A 22,613-nucleotide genomic window follows, 5' to 3' on the forward strand; every position below is an offset into this window, starting at 1 on the left:
AACGGAACTGGAGCCGAATGCTGGCATCCCTGCTCAGCAGCGGCAGATAGGCATGGGTAGCCGCACTGGTAATGATTTCCAGATGTCCGGCATCAGAGAGCCGGCCAAAGGCCCCGACAATATCCTTGTCCAGGGTATTCCATATCTCCCGGACCCGGTCCAAGCGCTTGGACCAGTATTGAGCCGCCCTGGCCAGATCAACCTGGCCCCGGCTCGTAAAATCGTGCTCATTATCCCTGCAGGTTTCGATCCGGTTGGACAAATAGTCGTCGAGCTCGGCCTTAAACAGGGGCGAGGCCAGCTGCTCCAGAAGAATCGGAGTGATATTCAGGGTAATATTGGGGCTAACTCCTTCTGCGATAAGCTGTTCCAGCATATCCAGAATGGGTAGATAGGCGCCGACCGCAACCTCGCAAAGCCAGTCGCTCCCGTGAGGCCAGCGGCCGTGCTGCAGGACATAAGGTAAATGGCTGTGCAGTACCAGTACGAAGTTGCCGTTCATGATGTTTGGAGTTCTAGCATAACACTCAGGCGGAATGCGGGCTAGCAGCGAATAAGGGCGGAGCCCCAGGTAAAACCCGCGCCAAAAGCAGCCAGGCAGACAAGAGCCCCGTCCCGGACCCGGCCGGCCTTGCGCGCCTCATCCAAGGCAATGGGAATGGAGGCAGCCGTTGTGTTCCCATACTTCTCAATATTGTTGAACATCTTCCCGGGCGGCAGGCGCAGAAACCGGGCGACAGCCTCAACAATCCGGGCATTGGCCTGGTGGAGAATCAGCAAATCCAGATCCTCCAAACCATGACCATTGTGAGCCAGGGCCTCTTTGACAGCCTTGGGAAAGGTGGCCACCGCAGTCTTGAAGACCTCCCGGCCGTTCATGTAGGGGTAGTGTTTGCCTTGTTGCATACGCTCAGGGCATATGGGAGGATGGTCCAAACTCGAGGGGGACTGGATACACAGCTCGCGGGCATAACGCCCGTCTGCATGCAAGTGTGTCGAAAGCACGCCCGGTTCCTCGGCAGCTTCAAGGAGTGCGACGCCCGCGCCATCTCCGAAGAGCACGGCTGTGTCTCGACCGCGGGTACTCATATCCAAGAAGGGCGATTGAACTTCAGAAGCGACCAAAAGAACACGGCGATACATGCCGCTACGAATGAAAGCATCTGCAATAGACAGACCGTACACGAATCCCGAACATTGAGTGCGGATATCCAAGGCCCCAACCGGGGCAATTCCCAACTTCTCCTGCAAGAGGCACGCAGAGCCCGGGGCAGGCATTTCCGGGCTTAGGGTAGCAAATATAATGAATTCAATGTCCTGAGGCTGCCAGCCCGCTTCCTCAAGGGCCTGTTTCGTGGCCTCAAGCGCTAAGTCGGCAGGTCCCACCCCAGGCTCCACCACATGGCGTTCGCGGATGCCCGTGCGCTCCACAATCCAAGCATCTGTCGTGTCCATGAGTTTTTCCAGGTCGGCGTTAGTGAGGATTTTCGGAGGAACATAATGGCCTGTAGCGCGGATTCTTGCGTGCACGGAGACCTTCTTTTAGCTCAAAACCTGGTGCCAGGCACTGGTGCCAGGCACCAGTGCCTGGCACCGCGTTGCGGCTTTGTCAACGACTGATCTCTTCGACTTGGTACTCCAGATCCCCGGCGGGAATACTGACCTTGACCTTTTCGCCCACTTTATGCCCCAAAAGCCCTTTGGCAATGGGCGAAGCCACCGAGATCTTGCCCTGCGCAATATCCATCTCCTCAGGATCCACAATGGAATAGGTAACCTGTCTGCCTTTTTTTAGGTCCTTGAGCACGACCGTGCAGCCCAGAAGAATCTTATCGGAATCAATGTCTTCCTCGTCCAGAATTCGCGCTTCGGCGATGGTGCTTTCCAATTGAGCAATACGGGTTTCAAGCCGCCCCTGGTCCTCTTTGGCCGCATGGAACTCAGCGTTCTCCCGCAGATCTCCGTGATGACGGGCAGTCTCGATAATACGGGAGGTTTCAACGCGCTTGGATTTGAGTTCCTGCAGTTCATTCTGGAGCTTCTGCAGGCCTTCGCGGGATAAGAATCTTTGTGCCATGGGTTCCTCTGGTGCTTAGCAATACTCGCTGTTCTTCAAACCGTGGATTTACTGGCTGACCGGAATGTCAGGCACCGGTGTCAGGCACTGGTGCCTGACACCGGTCTGAGCCATTATAACTCAGGAGATCCACTGGGGAAGGACAGGCTGCCAAGGATGGACATGCTTGGAGCAAAGGAGGTCGAGGTACATCTTGGGGAACTGGTCTCGCTTGTAGCAGCACAAGCCCATGATAGGGAATTCATCAAAGAGCTCGGACACGCCAAGCTCGTACATAATTCCGTCATCCGCATTGAAATAATTCTTCAACCAGGAGGCATCCCCACCGCCGCGAAAGCCCTCGTAACCCTCTTTCAGGGCCTCAATAATCATCTGACGCCATCGGTCGATGACAACGCCGGGAGTGACCTTGCCAAGGATTTTTTCCATCTGCTCAAGAGTGGGCAAAAGCAACTGACCGCTGTTGAGGGCCTCATCCAAACCATGCGCCACGTGGTCATAGGCGCGGATCCACTCCTTGGAATCAATGTCCCCGAGCATAAAGACCACCTTGTCCCCGGACTCGATCCCATCGCGCACGTAAGCAATTGTGCGCTCCAAGAATTGCTCCTGGTTATCGTACACAAGGCATCCATGCATTTGATCGTTTTTAAGCGGAGTGTGGTCCATGGTGTTCCCGTCCTTCTGATGATGGCATCAGTGAATATAAGGGAAAAAACGGCACAGTACCTACTCAAGAGCTTACGCGATGTTTGGGCAATGTCAAAGATGGGGGCGCATTTTCTGGCTTTTATTAGTTCCCAATGAAATTTTTTGAGACATGACACGATTTATTATGGAGCCTTTGGGCGGATAACTTTAAAAAAGCCATCCTAGGATGCTAATTAGAATCAGTATGGCAATCAGGGCAGCCACATCACGGCCCATCGAGGTGCGGAGCCAGGGCATGAAGCCGGACTTGCCGCCGGCAACCATTTCCCCGCAATAGAGGCAGCGAATGACCTCCTCGTTGATGGCTTGGCCACAGTGCGGGCAAGGCCGTTCCGCCGTCGAGGGCTCGGTCATGTCCTCACGGAATTGCTTAGGGATATCGGGATCCGGGAGAATCTTTTCGTCGGATTCTTCGATCAAGGCATTATCCGATTTGCGCTTCGAGCTTGGCTGCCAAAGCTTCGATCTCTTTGAGCAAGGCGGCGGGCAACATCTTGGCCACCTCGATCTCCTGCTTCACGGATTTCATACTGGTCACCAGACGCTTAAGCACGGCAGAACGCCGCTTCTGGCGCTCTTCCTCCGGATCCACAGGGGCGATCTGCTTCATGAGCGCCCTCACATCCTTGCGAACCTCCGCAGCCTCCTTCCCCTTTTCCAAGACATCGGCCCGGATAATCTGATAATCCTCCGCAGGCAAATCCTTCTTACTGCGCAAGAGCCGCAACACATTGACGGATTCATAGTCCGGAATCTTGGCTCCTTTTTCAGGAGCAGACGTCTGCTGCCGCAGATAGACCGGCTCCTCCTGCTCCAGAAATGTGTAGGACATTAGCAGCTTCTGCGCCGTCGGCTTTTTGATGCCGATCTCTTTCACGCAATAGGCCTCAAAGGTCAAATAGCCCCACTCCTTAAAGTGCCGGTCGCGCTTGACCGAGACCAGGGCTTGGCCCAATTCCATCCAGGTTGTCTTGAATCGCTTCGCACAATCCAGTACCTGATAACGCAGACTCCCCTCTTCAAGGGTGTCCAGGGTTTCATCAATTCGAGCAAGGGTTCGAGTGGTCATTGAAGCTCCGCAGGTATGGCAAAGTCGACGTCTTCCTTCACGTACTCCAGAATTTCGATCTTCCGGGCACCCATCTTCTTCAGATAATCCAGCAATTCTTGAACGGGTTGTTCGGGCGCCGAGGCCCCTGAGGTCACGCCCACACACTCCACCTTCTCGAACCAGCTGGGGTCCACCTCGCCGGCATCGTTGATGAGATAGGATTCACAACCCAAACTCTTGGCCACCTCGGTAAGGCGGATGGAATTGGAACTGTTTTTAGAGCCGACCACCAGGACAAGCTGCGCTCTTTGAGCCATGAGCTTGACCGCATTCTGCCGGTTCTGTGTGGCATAACAAATATCGTCCTTCTTGGGGACAACCAACGCGGGGAAGCGCTCCTTGAGGATCCCCACAATCGCTTGGGTGTCATCGATGCTCAGGGTTGTCTGAGTGATCACGGCCACCCGCTCTGGGTTGGGCACATTAATGAAGCGGGCATCATCCTCATTTTGAATGAGGATCGTATGCTGCGGGGCCTCGCCCATGGTGCCTTCCACCTCTTCATGACCCGAATGCCCGACCAAAAGAAGGGTGTAGCCCTCCCGCGCGTAGCGTTTGGCCTCATTGTGCACCTTGGTCACCAGCGGGCAGGTCGCATCAATCACGTGCAGGTGCCGGGCCCGGGCGGTTTCGCGCACTGCCGGGGAAACTCCGTGCGCACTGAATATGGCCAGAGCTCCGTCAGGGACCTGGTCCAACTCGTCCACAAAATTGGCCCCTTTTTCGCACAACCACTTGATCACAAGTTGGTTATGTACGATCTCTTTACGCACATAGACCGGCCGGTCGTGGCGTGCCAGGGCCCGTTCGACAATCTCGATGGCCCGTTCCACGCCCGCGCAAAAACCTCTGGGGGATGCAAGGATGACTGTTTGGACGGACATAAGGGAAATAGTATATCAGTCCGGGGAAACAATACCTATTTTCGGGGACACAATTGTGTCGGTGGAACCGACTCTATTGTGTCCCCGGACCGGGAGACGAATAAGCCGGAGCTCTGAGCCCAAGCTCTCAAGACTAAGGGTATGATCTGCCATGGACGCACTCATTCCGGAGAGGACTTCCTCCACATCAAGATCTTGGGCCATCTCCCGGGGCATGAGGATCTCCCAAACCCCGGCACAATCGCGGATGCGCGCTGCAAGGTTCACGGTGCGGCCAAAATAATCGATACGTCCTTCGGCATTCACCAAAGAGGCCGGGCCCGAACATAGGCCCACCCGCAAACCCGCGCCCGTTCCCGCAAGCACAGACCCGAGCTCACTCTGCAAGGCCGTTCGAATCCCAAAGGCCGCGGCGACTGCTTTGGCAGGTTCCATAAACACCGAGAGCGTGGCATCCCCCATGGTCTTAACCAAGGTCCCCCTGTTCTGCTGAACAATCTTGCGCAAAATCTCCACTTGACTGCGCACCAGACTGTAGGCCTCTTCCTCGCCCATATCCTCATAGAGCCGGGTGGAAGGACCGAGATCCGTAAACATCACGGTCAAGGCCTGGGCCTGCACCCGCCGGCGGGGCGGCAAAATTTCCGAAGGGAAGAGATCCCGGAATTCCTGCAAAGTGGCCACTTCAAAGGCAGTACTCACATTCCCGGACCACTGGGTCTGCTCCAGAACCACCACGATATCCCGCCGGCTCTCGTTGCGGAGTTCCAGCACAACCTTTCCCGGAGAATAGCGCGTTTCTTTGCCCTTCCAACCCTGGGCCGTGTAACGCAAGCTCAAGTGATCTTCGGAGCCTTCATAGCGATCGGGCACAGCATTGACCGCGCAAAGATCATTAAGTCGCAGAACCCTCGCTTGATACGGTCCCTCATCCAAATTCAGGCGCAGATGCCGGCTCTCTCCGGGTTTGAGATATTGCTGAATCAAAATGTGCGGCGTTTCCAACGGACCTCCCACAGAAAAACGCTGCTCCGGAATCTTGCGGACCTGAGAATTCACCGTGAACGTGAGCTCCACAGCCTCCCCGAGCTCCGTCTCATATTCCTTGGCGCATACATCACAACGCACACGGCTGGGCAAAAAACGCATCTGCCCCGCACCGGCTTTGGGCACACGGCATACCGGACAGAGAACCCGCCAGTCCAAGTCCAAGACCCCGGCCTTGGCCGCATAAAGCAACATCTGAAGCACTTGTGTGCGGTCTGCAGACCAACGCATGGCCAAATCCGCCGCTCGAATATGCAGGACCTCGTCATCATTGCCGTTCAAGAGCAGCTCCCGCAAAGGTTCCAGAAGGCTTCGCTCCAAAGGCGCGGAAAGCATGAGCCCCATGGCCTCGTTGAGTTTCTTCTCGCGCACTTGGACGTCAGGGTTCTCCTGTTCCTGCAAACCGCGGGCTCTCTGCAGTTGGATGCGGGAGATCTTCCTGCAATAACTGTGAACCAAATCCGCATGACAGATGCCCGCAAAATGTGCCAGGGGCCATGCCAGCGAAATGCGCGGAGCCACCTGGGTAAAGGCGCGCACTACAGTGCCGGGATTGCCCGGGCGAATCTCCACACCTGTAATCATGGATTCAAAAGGAGTGCTTTCAAAACTGCGCATCAGACTGAAACGTTGATGGCCCACCCATTCATAAGGCAATTCGGTCCACCGAACCCGGATGCCTTGAAAGATTTTGAGCGAAGCGGTGCGGTAGTAGCCTGTATTGTTGTAAGCCAAGGGACTGAAAATCATCGGAGGCAAACTGGTGCGGCGGTGGAAGGACTCGGTATCGGCCAGCAGCCGCCAAACTTCGGCAACCGAAAGATTCGGATAGCGATGTTCCCGCGATACGCGAACAGGCCTAGGTCTGATACTCAACAGATTCCTCGCGTTTTTGAGATCCGTAGGTGCGGCACCACTGTTCCAGATTGATCTCCGGAACCCCAAGCAAGGCATTGGCCTCAGCCGGATTCCCTTGTTCAGGACTTTGATTGAAATAGCGCATCGTAGCGATCTGCGCCCTCAGCAAAGAGTCCTGCTTTGCAAAGGCCCTGACCTCGCCAAGCCACAAGGGAACATGCATTGTCTTGATATCCGGTCTCAGCCACCGGCAATACTGGGACACTGCCTCAAACATTGTATGCGCTTGCGGGCCAAAAACATACAGTCGCTTATTCGCAACAGCCGCAGTGCCGTATGCGCGGCTGAGCATTCGCGCATAGTCCCCGGCCGCCACCCAGTGGCGCGGGTGCGCCTGAGCGCCGGGAATCAAGGCGCGATTGCCCTGAACAAACTTGGGAAGGGATTCCATAAACCAGGTCGCGCGGAAAATCGTAAAGGGAATGCCCGAGGCCTCGATGGCCGCCTCAGCCTTGAGTTTTGCATTGATGTTAGGATACCAGCGATTTTGGGCGCAAACCGTGGCGCCCGAGAGGTAGGTTATGCGCCGCAGCCCATTCGCAACAGCAGCCTCCACCAAATTGGCCGTACCCAAATGCTCGATACGGTAGGTCATCTCCGGCCCGTAGCCCGCAAGGCTAATGTGCAAGCCCTCACAACCCGTCATGGCCTGGACTAAAGAAGCCGGATCCTCGACATCCCCGGCAACCACCTCGTATTGCTGCGAAAAAAACCGGCGGGCCTTGGCCGGATCCCGGGCAAGCACCCGCACCTCAAAACCATCTGAGAGAAGTCGCTGCGCAACCGGCCGTCCCAACAATCCTGTTGCACCCGCCACCAGAATTTTCAAACTCACCTCACTCAAAGTTTGACGCAGGAGATTGTGGGGACACAAGCCTGCCTCTTGGGCTAGACTAATCGTACCTTTATGCGTCTTGTCACTATTCTACAGAATCAAGCAGGCCGATGCCACGATTAGCCCGGATATTGCATCAGAGCTCGAGCAAAAGGGACGCAAAGGACCGGCAATACAAGACGTGCGCCCGAGGACCCCGCAGGCATATCCGGTGCGATACGTTGAGGACGGCCGAGGGAGCACAACGCAGTAGTGCCGGTCGTTTCCGGTGTCTTTTGCCGGAGACTCATGCAATATCCGGGTTAGAGAGGACAATACGATGACTTTGCCCCAGCGAATAAAAAAATCCCTTATCCGTAAACTTCTGCCGATTCCCTTTGAGTCCCGTCACGCGGAATACTCCGCCATTTCCTGCGCGGATGACGCTGATTCCCAAGCTTCGGACCGGCTCTTTAATATCGCCCTTCAATCCATTGAGGCTGCGAAGAAGATTTCTCTGGATTCCCTCGCCGGGCGCCGGGACTGCAATCCCGAACTTCTGAATTTGTGGCCGGGCGAGCACTACCGCCTTCTTGCCGGAATCACACGTGTGCTTCAACCCAAATGTGTGGTGGAGATCGGTACCGCGAGCGGCATCTCCGCCCTGGCCATGAAGCAAACGCTGCCCAAGGGGGCCCGGATCGTCACGTTTGATATCATCCCCTGGGCCCTGGCTCCTGAGATATCTCTGGAAAAGAAAGACTTTGAGGACGGCTCTTTGCTTCAATACACCGACGACCTCACGCAGCCGGAGGATTTTGCCAAACATCAAGAGCTCCTGGCCCAAGCCGACCTCATCTTTCTGGACGCTGCCAAAGATGGTGTCATGGAACAACGTTTTCTGGATCTAATGGGGACCCTTACCCCCAAGACACAGCCCCTGCTGGTCCTGGATGATATTAGAGTGTGGAATATGTTAAGAATTTGGAAGGACATTCGCAGACCCAAGCTGGACCTGAGTTCCTTCGGCCATTGGACAGGCACCGGCTTAGTCGATTGGAGCTAGCCCTTATGGAACAACAAGTCATCGAACTGTTCGAGCAGTTGCGCAAGGATCTGCGCATTGACCCCTGTCCCATGGATACAGACCGGCTGCTGTCCGTGGCTAAGGAATTGGAAGACTACTATGGAAAGCCTTTTTCCGAAGTGGCGGCCGGTCCCATCCAGCAGCTCTGCACCGAAGACGAAGAGATCCACAAGACCCTGGAAGTCTCTCCTACCGAAAGCCAGGTGACGGGCTACTACTCAACCACTTCCCGCTATGTTTTCGGGAATCTCTATTTGGAGGGGGCTTCATTCCGGACCCAAGCAAGGCATTTTCTGATTCAAGCCAGCCGTAAGTTCCGGGTGAAGCGTGCCTTGGATTTTGGAGGGGGTTCCGGAGATCTGTGCGTGGCCCTTCGAAAAGCCGGATTGGAGTGCGATTATTTGGATGTGCCCGGACCCACGCTCGACTTCGCCAAGTGGCGTTTCCAAAGCAAGGGCCTAGACGTGCGCACCTATACCAACGAGGAAACCCTGCCCGCCGGACACTACGACGCTGTCTACGCCACCGATGTCTTTGAGCACCTTTGGGATCTCGGAGGCGCCATCGCCAAGATCGCGGCCGCCATAAAAGAAGGTGGAGTGCTCATCAGCTACTCCACCTTTACGCATGAGGGCGCTCACTTGGAAAAGAACCTTCAGTACGCGGATGTGCCAATTTTCAACCGCATGCTGGCCGGCCACGGACTCCGATTCCTCGGGCAACTCAAAGAGAGCCGCTGGTCACGCCTCGGCAGCCGCCTCGGGCTCTGGAACCAACCCAAATCGCTTCGCCTCTCGTTCAGAGAAAAGCACGGAGGCAATTACCTCGTTCACCGCAAGACTACGAATTAATTACGGTCTCGATCGTGTTGACCAGCTCTTCCGGACTGACGGGCTTCGCCAGGAAGGGATGCCCGTGGAAAAGATTGTCCTGAGCCACGACTTCTTCCCTGGAAACAATGGCAGTCAAAAAGACTATCGGCGTATCTTTGACCATGCTATCCGCCTTAATCTCCATTGCCACTGATCCGCCGTCCACGTCCGGCATAATGACATCGAGCACAATAATGTGCGGCAAGAACTCGCGGGCGGCCTCCACTCCCTTTGCCCCTTCGTTCTCGGTGCGGACTTCGTAATTACCTGTTCCTTCCAGGTAAAGCTTCAGTCCCCGCGTCACGGTCACTTCGTCATCAATGACCAGGATGCGTTTCTTCTCCATGAGGACTTCTCCTTACTCGGTTCTGAGTACGATCGTAACTACAACCCCCCCAGTTGCTCTATTCTCGATTTTAATAACCCCTTTATGCATTTCAACAATCTGTCTTACCACAGAAAGACCCAGCCCGGTCCCCTCGCCTGCAGCCTTGGTCGTGAAGAAGGGATCAAAGATCTTTTCCAGCTTATCCTGGCTGATTCCCCGGCCGGTATCAGCTACTTCTATTTTAACCACGGTATCCCCGACTCTGAAAGGGTCGTCTTTCCGGCGCCCCACAATATCGTCACCGGCCTCCAGGTCCAGGAGCTGGGTTCGGACCGTCAATTTGCCGCCTCCTTTCATCGAATGAGCGGCATTGGTGATGATATTGATGAGGACCTGCTGGATCTTGTTGATGTCAATACGGATCGGCGGCAAGGGATACGCCAGATCCTTTTCCACCGTGATCTGTTCCTTGTCGAGCTCGTGCTTCATCAGCCTAAGGGCTTCCTCGATTGCGGAGTTGATGTCTTCCACCGTGATTTCCAGCTGCACGGGAGCCGAAAAATCCAGAAGCCCTTTGACGATGCGGTCCGCTCTCTGCACCGAGTCATCCATATCCCCAAGCAAGGTGATGACATCCGCGCTCTGCGATTTGAGGTGTTGGGCCAAGTACTTGATTCCGATAATCAGGGTCATCAAGGGATTCTTGACCTCGTGGGCGACTCCTGCAGCCAGGCGGCCGATGGATTCCATCTTCGCGGCCCGGATGAGCTGAAGTTGCGTTGCCTTGAGCTCGTCATGAGACTTTTTGAGTTCCTCATGGGCGCGCTGAAGCTCTTCCTCTGCCTGCTTGCGTTCCGTAATATCGATGACGGAACTCAACACAAAGAGTCCTTCGGAAGTGCGGATAGGATTCAGCCCGATTTCCGCCGGAAAGCAACTGCCGTCCTTGCGCTGCCCGGCCAGCTCGCGGCGCAGGCCCATAACCACGGTATTGGGTTCCTCAAAGTACTTCCGCACAAATTCCGGGTGTTTCCCTCTGGAGGCCTCAGGCACCAAGATTTCCACGGGTCTTCCCAGAAGCTCGTCGCGCCGGTAGCCGAAAAGCTTTTCAGCCTCGGAGTTGACGAGCACCATCTGACCCTCCTCATTGATCATCACCATTCCGCTCGGAGAGGACTCCACGGCCAAACGAAAATGTTCGTCTGTTTGCTTGTGCTCCGTGATCCTTTCCATGATCACACGTTCCTGAGGAGGAGGCAGATTCCTGACCTCCAGTTGGGCCTTTTGCTCGGAGATCTGCCGGTCCAACTCTTGCACCTTCTTGTCCAAGTCGCGGTTGAGTTCCGCCAGCTTGCTCGCCTCGGTCACGAGCTGGCTCTCGCGTTGCAGCGTCACCCGCCGCCAACCCCTAAACAGCACAATGATGATCGCCAAGAGAGCCAAGAGCAGAAGAAGCAGGGAAAGCGTAACCGGCGCTTGAACCAAAATCTGACGGTGATGGGAACCGAGGAGTTCTCGCGCCTCCAAAGCCATGCCCTCGTCGAATTGCCGCATGCCGTCCGCATAGACCTGTCGCGCCACGGTGTAAGCCTCACTAAAGAGCACACCCTGCGCTTCAACTTTGGAGCCGTTGCGCACCAAATTGAGCATACGCCTGTCCAAATTCACGAGTTCGCGCGCGGCAGCCTCGGTATCCTCCACCCAATCCCCCTGGTAGGCCCCGGAAGCAAGGTCCATTGCCTCCTCGACCAGGGCTTCCAGCTCCTGCCGGTGCTCGTCATACTGGACTTGCCACTGGATGTCCCCTGTGGCCGCGGCCATGCGCACGGAAAGCGCCAAAATTTCATTTAGGCGGGTCAGGTCTCCGCGCAGTTCCTGCACACGGATGGATTGCTCGCGCGCCAACTGTCCGCGGCTCAAAGTGGTGAACAGACTCCAGCCCTGCCAGGCCAGTAGTCCCACCGTGACCATCACACAGATTGCCAAAATCAGACCTGGAGTTTTGCTATTCGATTCCATGGTCGCTCTTGCTGGAGCGGCGCCGAACCCGGCGCTGCTTTTGCTTGCGAATCTTGGCGGCTTGGGACTGCTCAGGCGTCTCTTGGCCCAGCACTTCCCTTTCGTAGCGCTCCGACAAAACCCTGCGAGCCAAAAAACGATTAAGGGCCTGAGAGCGCTCCTTTTGCATTTTGACTTCAATGCCCGAAGGCCTGTGTTTCAAGTACACACAGGTGGCTGTCTTATTTGCATGCTGGCCCCCGGGACCGGAGGAGCGCACAAATTTCTCTTCTATGTCCTCTTCGCGAAGGCCCGCTGCCTGCATGCGCGCTTTCAATTCCCGCTCTTTTTCCGGACGGATTGCTGACATGACTCACTTTCTGGTTGAGCGGGCGTCCAACAAGTCCGTCATCCCGAGGAGCGCCAGCGACGTGGGGATCTGTGTCCCCCAAAGATGGCGCGCGCAGCCCCCCGCTCTCCGTAAGTTCAAACGTTAGAAGTATATCTAAACACTCGGGCAGGTGTCGAGCACGGCTATTGATTTCAGAGAGAGATTCCCTGAAAATACCTCCATGGATGCAAAACAAATCGAACTCCTGCAAAACATGGCCATTTTCGGAGGCCTTCGCAACGACTCTCTGGAGTGGCTACTCGAAAAATCCCAAACCCGTTCCATTCCCCAAGGAGAATTCTTCTTTAAGCAAGAGGATGAAGGCGGAAGCATGTTCGTCGTGCTGGAGGGAACACTGTCCATTCAAAAGAGTTGGAAAGGCTACGGCCAGGAAATTAAGACGCTCTCCACCGGAGACTGCTTCGGGGAGATGTCCCTCATTGATCTGCAACCGCGCAGCGCATCGGTTCAGGCAGTGGAGGATTGCACAGTGATTGAGATCACCAGTGCAATCCTGGATGAGCTCCGCCAAAGGGATCTCGAAGAGTTCGCCCTGATTTACATGAATATGGGGCGCGAAATCAGCCGGAGGCTGCGCGTGACGAGTAAGCGGCTCTTCAACGCCAAGATGCAGGGATACCTGGGCGCGGAAGAGTTGTACTACGACGTCTGAAAGGAACACCATGAGCCCGACCCGCACTGCCCTGCTTCAGCAAATTCCCGTTTTTGACGGAGCAACTAAAGACACGATCAATATCATCTCCGAACTCTCCAACACAGTGACCCTGAAAGAGGGCAAGTACTTCTTCCATGAAAATGATCCGGCTGCCTCTTTTTATGTCATTGATTGCGGCAAGGTGGCCATTCTGAAAAATTGGAACGGTTTTGACCGTCAGATCAAAACACTCAAGGCGGGCCAGTGCTTCGGGGAGATGTCCCTTCTGGACCTCCGGCTGCGCAGCGCCTCGGTCAAAGCCCTTGAAGACTGCACTGTTTTGGAGATTCCTACCTCCGCACTGTACGAAGTGCGCAAACACAATCTCGAAGAGTTTGCGCTCATCCAGGCCAATATGGGCCGTATCGTCAGCCAGAAACTCCGCGAGACCAGCCTTAAACTCTTCCGCGCCAAGATGGAAGGCTTCCTGGCCGACGAAGATCTGTATATCGCGGTTTAAACAAACACAACCGTGCGGTTTCCGTAGGGCAGAACCTTGCGCTGCAAATGCCTGAGGATCGTGCGGGACAACACGACCTTCTCAAGATCCTTGCCGACTCGCATCATATCTTTCACGGAATCCTGGTGGGAGATGCGGACCACGTCCTGATCAATAATCGGTCCTTCGTCTAAGTCGGAAGTCACATAATGGCTGGTCACTCCGATGATCTTAACCCCTCTCTGGTGCGCGGAGTGATAGGGGCGCGCTCCGGGAAAAGCGGGCAAAAAGGAATGATGGATATTGATGATCTTGTTCGGATAATGCGCAATAAAATCACCCGTTAAAATCTGCATGTAGCGCGCCAGCACAATAAAATCGATTTTGTGCTTTTTTAGGAGCGCGAGCTGGTTCTGTTCCTGGTCTCTCTTGTTGTCCTGGGTCACGGGCAAAAAGTGAAAATCCACTCCGAATTGACCAGCCACCGAAGACATCTCCGGATGATTGCTGATCACCAGGGGCAGTTCCACTTGCCACTCCCCCACCTGCACACGCGAAAGGATGTCGTACAGACAATGCGTCTGCCGGGACACAAAAACGGCCATGCGCGGCACATCCGAGGAAAAATGCAGCTCATATTTCATCCCAAAGCCTTGGGCTACAAGGCGTTCGAACTCATTCCCAATTTCGCCCCGCGGAATCTGAAAACCGTTAAGATCCCATTCCACGCGCATGAAAAAGGCCGCCTCGGAGGCGTCCACATGCTGCTCCAGATTGAGGATATTCCCGTTGTGCCCGCTCACAAATTGAGTCACGGCCGCGACCAAACCCTTCTGGTCCGGACAATGAATCAAAAGAATTGCGGATTCTGTGGTCGTGGAATTTGTATCCATCAGTCGTTATAGAAGCTCTTTCTCGCAGTCAGGTACCCGGCCGGGGCGAAGCGCTTTCCAAAGCGTGCCTCAAACTGATGCAGCCTCTCTTCCACCCGCCTGAGTCCGATACCGTCCGCCCACTTGCACACGCCTCCGCGGAAGGGCGGAAAGCCTGTGCCGAAGATCATCCCGATATCCACCTCGTGCGGTCCTTGCACCACCCCCTCTTCCAAACATCGGGCCGCCTCGTTGATCATCAAGTACATCATCCGCGCAATCGCCTCATCTTCATTAACCTGCTTGATACCCGGGGCAAACTGGCGCACTGAGGTGTTGGCGCCCGCACTCCGGCCGCCTTTGTAGAGGTAGAACCCCCGCCCCGACTTCTTACCTAAAAGTCCTCCTCCGAGTATCTTGGGCAAAAGTCCGCTCGCCTCCAAATAGCCGCCGAAGGCCCCGGCCAAGGTCTTGGCCACCTCCACGGACACGTCAATCCCCACTTCATCATTGAGGCGGAAAGGCCCCATGGGCATCCCGAAGCTCTTCACAATGCGGTCAATCCACTCAAAATCAAAGCCCTCTTCAGCCAGGACACAGGCTTCGTTCAAATACACTCCCAAAAGCCTGTTCACCAAAAATCCGGGACTGTCCTTAACCACAATGGGAGTCTTGCCGAGTTTCTTGGAAAGATCAAAGAGAGTTGCCACCGTCTCGTCGCTGGTTTGATTCCCGCGCACCACTTCGACGAGAGGCATCCGGTGCACGGGATTGAAGAAGTGCATTCCGCCCAAACGCTCCGGCACCTTGAGAACAGATTGCATTTCGGTCAAAGACAGCGCCGAGGTATTGGAGGCCAACAACGCATCCTCACTCACATAGTCCTCGATCTCCGCCAGCACAGCCTTTTTGATTTCCATGTTTTCGACCACGGCCTCGATCACAATATCCCTTTGGGAAAAACCGGTATATGTGATGGTACCCGTGATGCGATCCATGCCCATCTCGCGTTCCAAGGGCTTGATCCGGCGGCGCTTAACCCCCTCGTTAAAAACCGACTCCGCGTGACGAAGACCTTCTGCCACACAGCTTTCCGCAATATCCTTCATGCGCACCGGATATCCCTTAGCCGCCAAGAGCTGGGCAATTCCGCCGCCCATCACTCCCGCGCCCACCACCGCCGCACTCTCCACGGGCAGAAGTCCCACATCTGCATCCACACCCGTCTGCTTCTTGGGCCGGTTACTCAGGTAGAAGGCATGCACAAGGCTCTTATGTTCCGGAGTTGTCAGGAGCCGGCCCAAAGCACTGGCTTCGATCTCCAAGCCGTCTTCCAGTGTTCCTTCAATTCCCCTTTGCACCACCTCCAAAGCCACAAGCGGAGCCGGATAATTTCCTCCCGTACTCTTGAGCACATTCTTGCGCGCCTGTTTGAAGAGAAACTCGCGGCCGAATTTGTTTTTCTCGAGCAAAACATTCTTCAAACCACCCCGGTTCTTTGCGCGGGCACGCTTGTACTTAGCCCCGCCCTTGCGAATGATCTCCTCAACAAACACTATTGAATACTTGGCCAAGAGCTCATCCGGGATCACCTCGTCCACCAAGCCCGTCTTGAGGGCGCGCCCGGCATCCAGGGTCTTTCCGGTAAGGATCATGTCCAGCGCCGCCTGCAAAGAAATCAAACGGGGCAGGCGCTGGGAACCTCCCCAAGCCGGGTAAATCCCTAATTTGATCTCAGGCAGTGAGATCTTGGCGCCGCCTGATGCGGCCAAGCGGTAATCGCAGGCCAGGATGAGTTCGGTCCCGCCGCCCATGCACGTGCCGTTGACGGCTGCGGCCACCGGAAAAGGCAGGTCGTCAATTTGCTGAAAAACAGATTGCCCTTTACGCGCCAGAATGTATGCGTCGTCCACATTATCCACCGCGGCTAATTCTTCAATATTGGCGCCTGCAATAAAGTTGTTGTGCTTTGCACTGCGGAAAACCGCCCCGCTCACCGCAGTGTCCGCGGCCAGGGCCTGCACGACCGTGTCCAGTGCATGCATAAACGGGGAACTCAGTACATTGACCTTTGCGTCTTGGCTGTCCAGAGTGATAACGGCAATCCCCGAATCTGTCAGGGCATAGCTCAGATACGGATTGATCTGTGAATCATCGAGCTCTTTCAAGGATGATGGCACCGCCTTGTCCTCCTCCGACACACAGTGTGGCAAGGCCAAACTGCACATCGCGTCTTTCCATTTCTCTCATTAGGGTCAGTACAATCCGGTTCCCGGAAGTCCCGATCGGATGGCCCAGCGCGATCGCGCCGCCATTGACATTGAGAATGTCCCGGTTGATTTCACCCAGGGGCTCCTGGCGTCCCAGATGCTCTTGCGCAAACTGCTTGGAAGAAAAAACCACTTCGTTGGCCAGGACCTGTGTGGCAAAGGCCTCGTTGAGTTCGATAAGCCCCATGTCTTTGAGCTTGAGCCCAGCCCGGTCCAAAGCCTTGGCTGTCGCAAAGTACGGCCCCAAGCCCATCTCCGTGGGTTCATTCCCCGCATAGGCCCAGGACTTGATAAAAACTTTAGGCGCATAGCCCAGGGCCTTGGCCTTTTTCTCAGCCATCACGGCAAGAACACTCGCACCGTCTGTGATCTGTGACGCATTCCCCGCGGTAACCGTCCCGAATTTGCGGTCAAAAACCGGCCGGAGCCTGGATAAAGCCTCCATGTTTTGATTGGATCGATACCCGTTGTCTTGGCTAACAACCACAGGCTTCCTGCCCGGCGGATACACAGTCATCACTTCCCCGGCCAGACGGCCGGCATCCCAAGCTGCAGCTGTCTTAAAGTGACTGCCGAGGGCAAATTCATCCTGGGCCTCACGGGAGATCTTATACTTCTTGGCCAGGATCTCAGCGGTCTGCCCCATCCCCATCCCGCAATAACAATCAGTCAACCCCATGATAAGACCGACAACGGGTTTAAAATCCTGTGGTCTAAAGGAAGTTACTACCTGCAGTTTGTCCAAAGGCGTCTTGGCGCGGGACAGGGCCGTCATCTTATTCTGGAAGGACTTGGGATACATCAGCGGGATATTGCTCATACTCTCAGTCCCGCCGGCAAGGGCAATCTCCGCATGGCCCAGTTGAATAAGCATGGCCGCCTCAGTAATGGACTGCATTCCGCCGGCACAGTTGCGCTGCACGGTATAGGCGGGCACTCCAACGGGAAGCCGCGCCTTGAGCGCTGCATAGCGGGCCACATTGGGCGCATCCGCAGGCTGAGCGCCGTTCCCCATAATTACATGATCAACGGCCGCAGGATCCAGTTCGAGCTGCTCGACGAGTTCCCTGATCACCAAAGCAGCCAAATCCACTGCCCGCATCTCTTTAAACTCAGTGTTGAACTTGAGAAAGGGAGTCCGGATTCCATCAATAAGGACGACACCTGGCATATTAGTACCTTCTCTGTTTCTGGCTCTGTGGTTGGTTGTATTGATCGGGCATCGGTCGCTGTTGAGGTTGTTGCTGCTGTGGCCCTTGCATTCGCAAGCCAAACTCCCGGGCCATACGTTCCCATTCGCGCAAGAGTTCCTCGCTCTGCTGCAAAGCCTCCTCCACATGGCGAACATCCAAAAATGCCCTTCCCGCATCCCGGATGACCTGATCCAGGTCGTAGCGCAGAACCTCCAGTTCCTCATTTCGCTGGTCCATGACCCAAGACCATTCCTCCAAGGCTTTGTTGGAGTTGAGCTCATCGCCGAGGCCTTCGATCCTGCGTCTAAACTCATTGGCTGCCTTGCGCCACTCTTCAGCCGCCCAGGACCACTCTTGCAGTTGGCGGGAAAGCTCCTCCTCTGCGCGCGCAGCGCCTTCAAAGCGGCCTTCCCACTCGTTAAGAACCTGCTCCAGCCCGGCCTCGCGCTGCCGGATTTCCTGAATCCGTTGCTCATCCTGGAATCCTGCGGCCTCGCTCAGACCCCGTTCAATGCGCTGATTCAGACGATCCCTGTAGACCGGAAGCTGTTCACGAATGCGCGCGAGATCTCCGCTCACTCGCTGGAATGCTCCGCGAAAATGCGCGCCGTCATCCCGGCCTTGGCGAATCTGTTCTTCAAATTCCGCGCTTTGCCCTTCCAGGTCCCGCACACCCCGGCGATAATCCTCCAGCCATTGCCGGATCTCGGTCTCTTTCTGCTGCCTTTTGATTTCACCCATCTGGTGCACGGCAAGCGCCACCCCGGCCACACCTAAGACCAAGGCCAGAATCCAGACAACGTACTTCTTGTCCGGAGGCGGACCCGAAGCCACTGCAGGCACAGCCCGCATACCCGATCCACTCAAAGCAGGCGCAGTCTGGCCCTCTTTGAGCACCTTGAAGATCTTGATCTTTTCGGGAATGCCTTTGAGGAGACGGTAGCCGATTTCGGCTGACGGAACTTCGGACTTATTCATCGAGAGGTAGGTGGATTCCGTAAAGTAGACTTCGTTGGGTTCGGCAATGCCTTCAATACGGGAGGCAATATTGACGGCCTCACCGTACACATCGCCCTCATCCACAATGACCTCGCCCGTATTAATGGCAACCCGGACCTCTATGCGATCGGGCGAAGGCACACTGAGGTTGAACTTACGGAGTTTTTCTTGGATATCCATGCCCGCGAGAACCGCGTCCGTGGGACTTTCAAAGGTAAGAAGAAAGGCGTCGCCGATACTCTTGATGAGCTGGCCGCCGCGCTTCTTGATGACCGGAAGAAGCAGCTCTTTGTGCCGGAAGATCATCTCTTCGGTGGCAGTGCGGCTCTGGCTGCTCGTGCGGCTTGTAAAACCCTTCATGTCTGTAAAGACAATGGTCAGACTGCGGCTTTCCACGGGTGCCCCCTCCCAAGCGTGGATTACAGATCAGAGCCATTGTATCACTGTTGAGCGACGTAAGAAAAAGCAGGATGACAGCCTAACGCATCAACGGAAGTTTGGATTTGCCCATCAGGTAGGTATCAATATAGTGTGCGGCATTGCGGCCTTCACACACGGCCCAGGCCACGAGCGACTGCCCGCGGTGCATGTCGCCGGCAGAGAAGACTTTCTCGATCGAGGTTTGATAGTTCTCATCTGTTTTGACATTCTCGCGTTCATCCCGCTCCACACCCAGCTCTTCCAACAGACCTTTGCCCTCGGGCGAAAGAAAGCCCATGGCCAAGATAACCAAATCCGCCTCGATCTCGAACTCGGATCCCGGGATCTCTTTCATTTCCGGCCGGGACTTCTTGTCTTTTTGGATGAATTCTATCCGCACACAAGCGAGTTTCTTAACCTGGCCTTTTTCCCCGATAAAGCGCTTGGTGAGAATGGACCAATCGCGCTCTCCGCCTTCCTCATGGCTGGTGGTGGTTTTGAGAATGGCAGGATAGTCCGGCCAAATCAGATCCGGATCCAGGCTTTCAGGCGGCTTGGGCAAGAGCTCAATCTGGACCACTTGCCTGGCGCCCTGCCGGTTGGCCGTGCCCACGCAATCCGAGCCTGTGTCTCCGCCGCCGATCACGACCACGTTCTTGCCTTTTGCATCAATGCCGTTTTTAGGATCCACCTTGGCGCCCATCACCCGTTGGTTGGACTGGGTCAAATAAGGCATGGCATAGTGAATGCCCTGAAGTTCCCGGCCGAGCACAGGCAAATCCCGCGGACGCCGCGAACCACCGGCCAAACAAATCGCGTCATTGTCTTTGAGGAGCTGCTCAACCGACAGATCCTGGCCCACATTGACGCTCGTCTTGAAATCAATCCCCTCTTCAACCCAAACGGCAACGCGCCGGTCAATCAAATGCTTTTCCAATTTGAAATCGGGAATCCCGTAGCGCAGCATGCCGCCGAGCTTGTCCGCCTTCTCATAAACCGTGACTTTGTGGCCGGCTTTGTTGAGTTGATCGGCGCAACACAAACCCGCAGGCCCGGAGCCCACAATAGCCACTTTCTTGCCCGTGCGCTTGCTGGGCGGATGCGGTTTGACGTAACCGTTGGCAAAAGCGTGCTCCACCACAGCGAGCTCGTTATCACGGTTGGTCACCGCCTCGTCCCGCACATCGACCAACACACAGGCGGATTCACACAGAGCCGGGCAAAGGCGGCCGGTCATCTCCGGGATATTGTTGGTGCGCTGGAGCACGCGGTAGGCCTCTTCCCAATTTCCCTTGGCCAATTCCTGGTTCCAGTCCGGAACATAATTGCCGATGGGGCAGGCCCAGTGGCAAAACGGGGTGCCGCAATCCATGCAACGGGTGGCTTGCTCTTGAGAAGTCTTCTCATCGCGCGGCACAGCCACGTCGCGAAAGTCCTTGACGCGCTCCTGGACAGGGCGGTATTTGCCCTTGGCGCGCTTCACGTTCAAAAATGCATCATCTTCTCGCATCATCCACTCCTGGTAGGCAAAAAAATCAGGAAAGCTAGGATACCATCCTAGCCAGGATATTGCACAAGTATTCCAGCAAAAACGTTGCAACTGGCCGGGAATGCAAGGCTTGCGACCGAGGACCCCGCAGGCGTATCCGGTGCGATACGGTGAGGACGGCTGAGGGAGCATAACGCAGCAGTTCCGGGAATTTCCCACGTCTTTTGCCGGAGACTGGTGCAATACCCTGGCCAGGGCCCTGATGTACATCATATCCCGGGTATTGGCAGCTCAGGGGCCAAATGACTCACAATCATAACTCATAATATTAAAAAATCTTAGGAGATTTGGGCCATGCACTCAAGCCGGACTGTCGAGGCGCAAGAATCCTATTCCACGCCATACCAGATATCCTCCCGGATCTGCTCGGCCTGCAGGCTGGTCCAACCCCCGACAAGCGGAAAACTTCCGTCCATCAAGGGTTCTTCCAGAGAAAAGCTAAACACGACCTGGCCCCGCACCACCAAAGCGAGCTGTTTCCCGATACGCGCTCCGGTATATTCCTCAATGTCTTTCCAGCGGCTCTCATCTACCTGAACCATGATTCTGGGAGGTTGGTAGCCCATGGGCCCGCCCAACATTTGCGGCGCTCCCGGATAAATAAATTCCGCGCTCTCGATCTCTGAATCGTAAATCACGAGCTTTGAGCCATTGAGCAGGGGGAGGCTTTCCTCTTCCACCAGGGTAGGAACTTGCGTCACATCTACGGCCTCCTCCGAAGCCACCTCCCACAGCTCCAAGGCCACGAGGGCTTGGTCCTGGGCCAAGGCAAGGGGCAAACTGAAGCCGAGCACAACAAGGCACCACGCACTGATTTTCACAATCTTTGACATAGCATCTCTCACAGTTAAGGGGCGTTAACCCGGACATTGCCTAAGTCCTTCTGCTGCAACGGCTGATGCAATATCCGGGCTTCCATATAAAAGAGCCGATTGCGGGTATTATCCCACAACCGGCTCTTTCATTAATAGCTACTACCAAAAGCATGGTGCGAGTCCAAGACAAAAGCTTAAAACCCGTACATGCAGTGAAACAGCGACTAGACCTTAGCAACACTCGTTGCTTGGGGACCCTTCGGACCTTCGGTGACTTCAAACTCCACCTCTTGTCCTTCCCTGAGCGTCTTGAAGCCTTCCTCTTGGATGGCGCTATGATGAACAAACAGATCCCTCGACCCGTCCTCGGGCGTGATGAATCCGTAGCCCTTCTGGTCGCTGAACCACTTTACGGTTCCTTTAGCCATTTCCTTCTTTCCTCCTTGCCTTACTCGCACCCAACGCGGTCAACAGCCAATCTGGGCCTTGCTGGGCACAAAAAAAACCATGAAGCTTTGCAGCTCCACGGTTCATGTTGTCATGTCCTCGAAAGCTGAAAACTTCACGGTAGAATGTAACACACCCAACCCTCAAGGTCAATAGCCATTCTTTGGAGTTTGAAAGGGCTGAACCAAGGACCGACGCGGCGGTCAGAAAATACACACAAACTCAACTGATTGTATTGCAATCAGTTACAAACCACCTGGACTCGGAGCGCCTGCCTGGGACCCGAACCGGGACCCTTGAGACTCACAGCGCCAGTTCCATTTCAGAGACGCTGGTTAGCTCTTGCAGCATCTCCTCCACCGGGGTAGCTCCAACCGCAACCCCGGTGCTTGTCCCATAGGTGACCTGGGACTCCAAGGCCGCAACCACATGCTCCAGAAAGGCCAGGGCTTCTCTGGTGATCTGCTGCTTTTGAGCCATCTCCTGTGCTGGGTCTGCGTCCCTCACCCTCTGGCTGCGCGTGGACAATTCCTGCAGGACTGCCCGGATCCCATCCAAGGCACTGCTGTTTTGGAAAGCAGACCCCGGCCGGTCCTCCAGCACTTCCAGCAGATGCATGAGTAAATCGCCGATCCCGTTCTGGTTCCGGCTGTGAA

Annotated in this window: 24 protein-coding genes; 4 read left to right on the forward strand and 20 right to left on the reverse strand. The window is 55.5% G+C overall.

Annotated elements, in window-relative coordinates; all coding sequences use genetic code 11:
* From JW937_03315 to JW937_03355, 9 genes are all read right to left on the reverse strand, one after another.
* On the reverse strand, positions 1-502 hold a 502-nt coding region (locus tag JW937_03315; protein MBN1586441.1), incomplete at its 3' end, for a DUF1957 domain-containing protein.
* A 41-nt stretch (positions 503-543) separates the two neighbouring features.
* The gene (locus JW937_03320; protein MBN1586442.1) at positions 544-1,530 is read right to left on the reverse strand and encodes a ketoacyl-ACP synthase III; all 987 of its coding nucleotides are present in this window, start codon (positions 1,528-1,530) and stop codon (positions 544-546) included.
* Between the two features lie 79 nt (positions 1,531-1,609).
* A complete protein-coding gene (greA, locus tag JW937_03325) occupies positions 1,610-2,077 on the reverse strand; it encodes a transcription elongation factor GreA (GenBank protein ID MBN1586443.1) in 468 nt (155 codons plus the stop codon).
* Positions 2,078-2,197: 120 nt separating this feature from the next.
* On the reverse strand, positions 2,198-2,746 hold the full coding sequence (locus tag JW937_03330) for an MEDS domain-containing protein (protein ID MBN1586444.1): 549 nt from the start codon (positions 2,744-2,746) through the stop codon (positions 2,198-2,200).
* A gap of 189 nt (positions 2,747-2,935) precedes the next feature.
* Entirely contained in the window at positions 2,936-3,208 is a 273-nt protein-coding gene (locus JW937_03335) for a hypothetical protein (GenBank protein MBN1586445.1), read from the reverse strand.
* Between the two features lie 4 nt (positions 3,209-3,212).
* On the reverse strand, positions 3,213-3,857 hold the full coding sequence (locus JW937_03340) for a hypothetical protein (protein ID MBN1586446.1): 645 nt from the start codon (positions 3,855-3,857) through the stop codon (positions 3,213-3,215).
* Positions 3,854-4,783, reverse strand: coding sequence for a 4-hydroxy-3-methylbut-2-enyl diphosphate reductase (locus JW937_03345; protein ID MBN1586447.1), 930 nt, complete (start codon positions 4,781-4,783; stop codon positions 3,854-3,856). The genes JW937_03340 and JW937_03345 overlap by 4 nt, the downstream gene beginning before the upstream one ends.
* A gap of 15 nt (positions 4,784-4,798) precedes the next feature.
* On the reverse strand, positions 4,799-6,706 hold the full coding sequence (locus JW937_03350; GenBank protein ID MBN1586448.1) for an adenylate/guanylate cyclase domain-containing protein: 1,908 nt from the start codon (positions 6,704-6,706) through the stop codon (positions 4,799-4,801).
* On the reverse strand, positions 6,690-7,565 hold the full coding sequence (locus tag JW937_03355) for an NAD(P)H-binding protein (protein MBN1586449.1): 876 nt from the start codon (positions 7,563-7,565) through the stop codon (positions 6,690-6,692). The genes JW937_03350 and JW937_03355 overlap by 17 nt, the downstream gene beginning before the upstream one ends.
* A 337-nt stretch (positions 7,566-7,902) precedes the next feature.
* Here JW937_03355 and JW937_03360 point away from each other — a divergent pair, with 337 nt between their 5' ends.
* Positions 7,903-8,628: a methyltransferase gene (locus JW937_03360; GenBank protein ID MBN1586450.1), complete on the forward strand. Its 726-nt coding sequence runs from the start codon at positions 7,903-7,905 to the stop codon at positions 8,626-8,628.
* A 5-nt stretch (positions 8,629-8,633) separates the two neighbouring features.
* Positions 8,634-9,500, forward strand: a complete 867-nt coding sequence (locus tag JW937_03365; protein MBN1586451.1) for a class I SAM-dependent methyltransferase — start codon at positions 8,634-8,636, stop codon at positions 9,498-9,500.
* Here JW937_03365 and JW937_03370 read toward each other — a convergent pair.
* The 3 genes from JW937_03370 to JW937_03380 are packed head-to-tail and all read right to left on the reverse strand — an operon-like array spanning position 9,490 to position 12,217.
* Complete coding sequence (locus JW937_03370; protein MBN1586452.1) at positions 9,490-9,867, reverse strand: response regulator; 378 nt, start codon at positions 9,865-9,867, stop codon at positions 9,490-9,492. The two genes, JW937_03365 and JW937_03370, sit on opposite strands and share 11 nt — an antisense overlap.
* A gap of 12 nt (positions 9,868-9,879) precedes the next feature.
* Positions 9,880-11,868, reverse strand: coding sequence for a PAS domain S-box protein (locus JW937_03375; GenBank protein MBN1586453.1), 1,989 nt, complete (start codon positions 11,866-11,868; stop codon positions 9,880-9,882).
* A complete protein-coding gene (locus JW937_03380; protein ID MBN1586454.1) occupies positions 11,855-12,217 on the reverse strand; it encodes a peptide chain release factor-like protein in 363 nt (120 codons plus the stop codon). Before JW937_03380 ends, JW937_03375 begins: the two co-directional genes overlap by 14 nt.
* Positions 12,218-12,419: 202 nt before the next feature.
* Here JW937_03380 and JW937_03385 point away from each other — a divergent pair, with 202 nt between their 5' ends.
* Both JW937_03385 and JW937_03390 read left to right on the forward strand, forming a co-directional pair.
* Positions 12,420-12,911: a cyclic nucleotide-binding domain-containing protein gene (locus tag JW937_03385; GenBank protein ID MBN1586455.1), complete on the forward strand. Its 492-nt coding sequence runs from the start codon at positions 12,420-12,422 to the stop codon at positions 12,909-12,911.
* Between the two features lie 10 nt (positions 12,912-12,921).
* The gene (locus tag JW937_03390; protein ID MBN1586456.1) at positions 12,922-13,413 is read left to right on the forward strand and encodes a cyclic nucleotide-binding domain-containing protein; all 492 of its coding nucleotides are present in this window, start codon (positions 12,922-12,924) and stop codon (positions 13,411-13,413) included.
* Here JW937_03390 and purU read toward each other — a convergent pair.
* The 8 genes from purU to JW937_03430 all read right to left on the reverse strand — a co-directional run.
* A complete protein-coding gene (gene purU, locus JW937_03395) occupies positions 13,410-14,285 on the reverse strand; it encodes a formyltetrahydrofolate deformylase (GenBank protein ID MBN1586457.1) in 876 nt (291 codons plus the stop codon). The genes JW937_03390 and purU overlap by 4 nt on opposite strands.
* A complete protein-coding gene (locus JW937_03400) occupies positions 14,285-16,444 on the reverse strand; it encodes an enoyl-CoA hydratase/isomerase family protein (protein ID MBN1586458.1) in 2,160 nt (719 codons plus the stop codon). The genes purU and JW937_03400 overlap by 1 nt, the downstream gene beginning before the upstream one ends.
* Entirely contained in the window at positions 16,416-17,705 is a 1,290-nt protein-coding gene (locus tag JW937_03405) for a thiolase family protein (GenBank protein ID MBN1586459.1), read from the reverse strand. The genes JW937_03400 and JW937_03405 overlap by 29 nt, the downstream gene beginning before the upstream one ends.
* A 1-nt stretch (position 17,706) precedes the next feature.
* Positions 17,707-19,122 (reverse strand): hypothetical protein, encoded by a 1,416-nt coding sequence (locus JW937_03410; GenBank protein MBN1586460.1) that lies wholly within the window; start codon positions 19,120-19,122, stop codon positions 17,707-17,709.
* 82 nt (positions 19,123-19,204) lie between these two features.
* Positions 19,205-20,656, reverse strand: a complete 1,452-nt coding sequence (locus JW937_03415; GenBank protein ID MBN1586461.1) for a glutamate synthase subunit beta — start codon at positions 20,654-20,656, stop codon at positions 19,205-19,207.
* A gap of 368 nt (positions 20,657-21,024) precedes the next feature.
* A complete protein-coding gene (locus tag JW937_03420) occupies positions 21,025-21,528 on the reverse strand; it encodes a hypothetical protein (protein MBN1586462.1) in 504 nt (167 codons plus the stop codon).
* A 206-nt stretch (positions 21,529-21,734) separates the two neighbouring features.
* Complete coding sequence (locus tag JW937_03425; protein ID MBN1586463.1) at positions 21,735-21,938, reverse strand: cold-shock protein; 204 nt, start codon at positions 21,936-21,938, stop codon at positions 21,735-21,737.
* A gap of 322 nt (positions 21,939-22,260) precedes the next feature.
* The coding region (locus tag JW937_03430) for a hypothetical protein (protein ID MBN1586464.1) at positions 22,261-22,613 on the reverse strand (353 nt) is incomplete at its 5' end.

Source organism: Candidatus Omnitrophota bacterium, assembly GCA_016929445.1.
Lineage (GTDB): Bacteria > Omnitrophota > Gorgyraeia > JAFGIU01 > JAFGIU01 > JAFGIU01.